We start from the raw sequence: 1140 nt of genomic DNA on the forward strand, positions 1-1140 counted from the left end.
GTCACCGGCGACATCCTGGTCGGCAAGGTCACGCCCAAGGGTGAGACCGAGCTGACCCCCGAGGAGCGGCTGCTGCGCGCGATCTTCGGGGAGAAGGCCCGCGAGGTGCGTGACACCTCGCTGAAGGTCCCGCACGGTGAGCAGGGCAAGGTCATCGGGGTGCGCGTGTTCTCCCGCGAGGAGGGCGACGAGCTGCCGCCCGGGGTCAACGAGCTGGTCCGCGTCTACGTGGCGCAGAAGCGGAAGATCACCGACGGTGACAAGCTGGCCGGCCGGCACGGCAACAAGGGTGTCATCTCCAAGATCCTGCCGGTCGAGGACATGCCGTTCCTCGAGGACGGCACGCCGGTCGACATCATCCTCAACCCGCTGGGCGTGCCCGGCCGGATGAACGTCGGCCAGGTGCTGGAGACCCATCTGGGGTGGATCGCCGCCCGGGGCTGGGATATCTCGGGCATCGAGGAGGCCTGGGCCGAGCGGCTGCGCGACAAGGGCTTCGCCCAGGTCGAGCCGCGCACCAACATGGCCACCCCGGTGTTCGACGGCGCCAACGAGGAAGAGATCGTCGGCCTGCTCGACAGCACCCTGGTCAACCGGGACGGCGGCCGGATGGTCGGCCCGAACGGCAAGGCCCAGCTGTTCGACGGCCGTTCCGGCGAGCCGTTCCCGCACCCGATCTCGGTCGGCTACATCTACATCCTGAAGCTGCTGCACCTGGTCGACGACAAGATCCACGCGCGGTCGACCGGCCCGTACTCCATGATCACCCAGCAGCCGCTGGGTGGTAAGGCGCAGTTCGGCGGGCAGCGTTTCGGTGAGATGGAGGTGTGGGCGCTGGAGGCCTACGGTGCCGCCTACGCCCTGCAGGAGCTGCTGACCATCAAGTCCGACGACGTCCTCGGCCGGGTGAAGGTCTATGAGGCCATCGTCAAGGGCGAGAACATTCCCGAGCCGGGCATTCCCGAGTCGTTCAAGGTCCTCATCAAGGAAATGCAGTCGCTGTGCCTGAACGTCGAGGTGCTCTCCAGCGACGGCATGTCGATCGAGATGCGCGACACCGACGAGGACGTCTTCCGCGCTGCGGAAGAGCTCGGCATCGACCTGTCTCGGCGCGAGCCGAGCAGCGTCGAAGAGGTCTGA

At 67.2% G+C, this 1140-nt stretch carries 1 pseudogene; it reads left to right on the forward strand.

Annotation, left to right across the window (positions count from 1 at the left end):
- Positions 1 to 1140 (forward strand): annotated as a pseudogene (locus ACFY2X_RS47330) (DNA-directed RNA polymerase subunit beta); the annotation flags it as partial.

Origin of the sequence: Streptosporangium sp. NPDC000396 (assembly GCF_042898655.1) — a bacterium.
In the GTDB taxonomy this organism is placed as follows: domain Bacteria; phylum Actinomycetota; class Actinomycetes; order Streptosporangiales; family Streptosporangiaceae; genus Streptosporangium.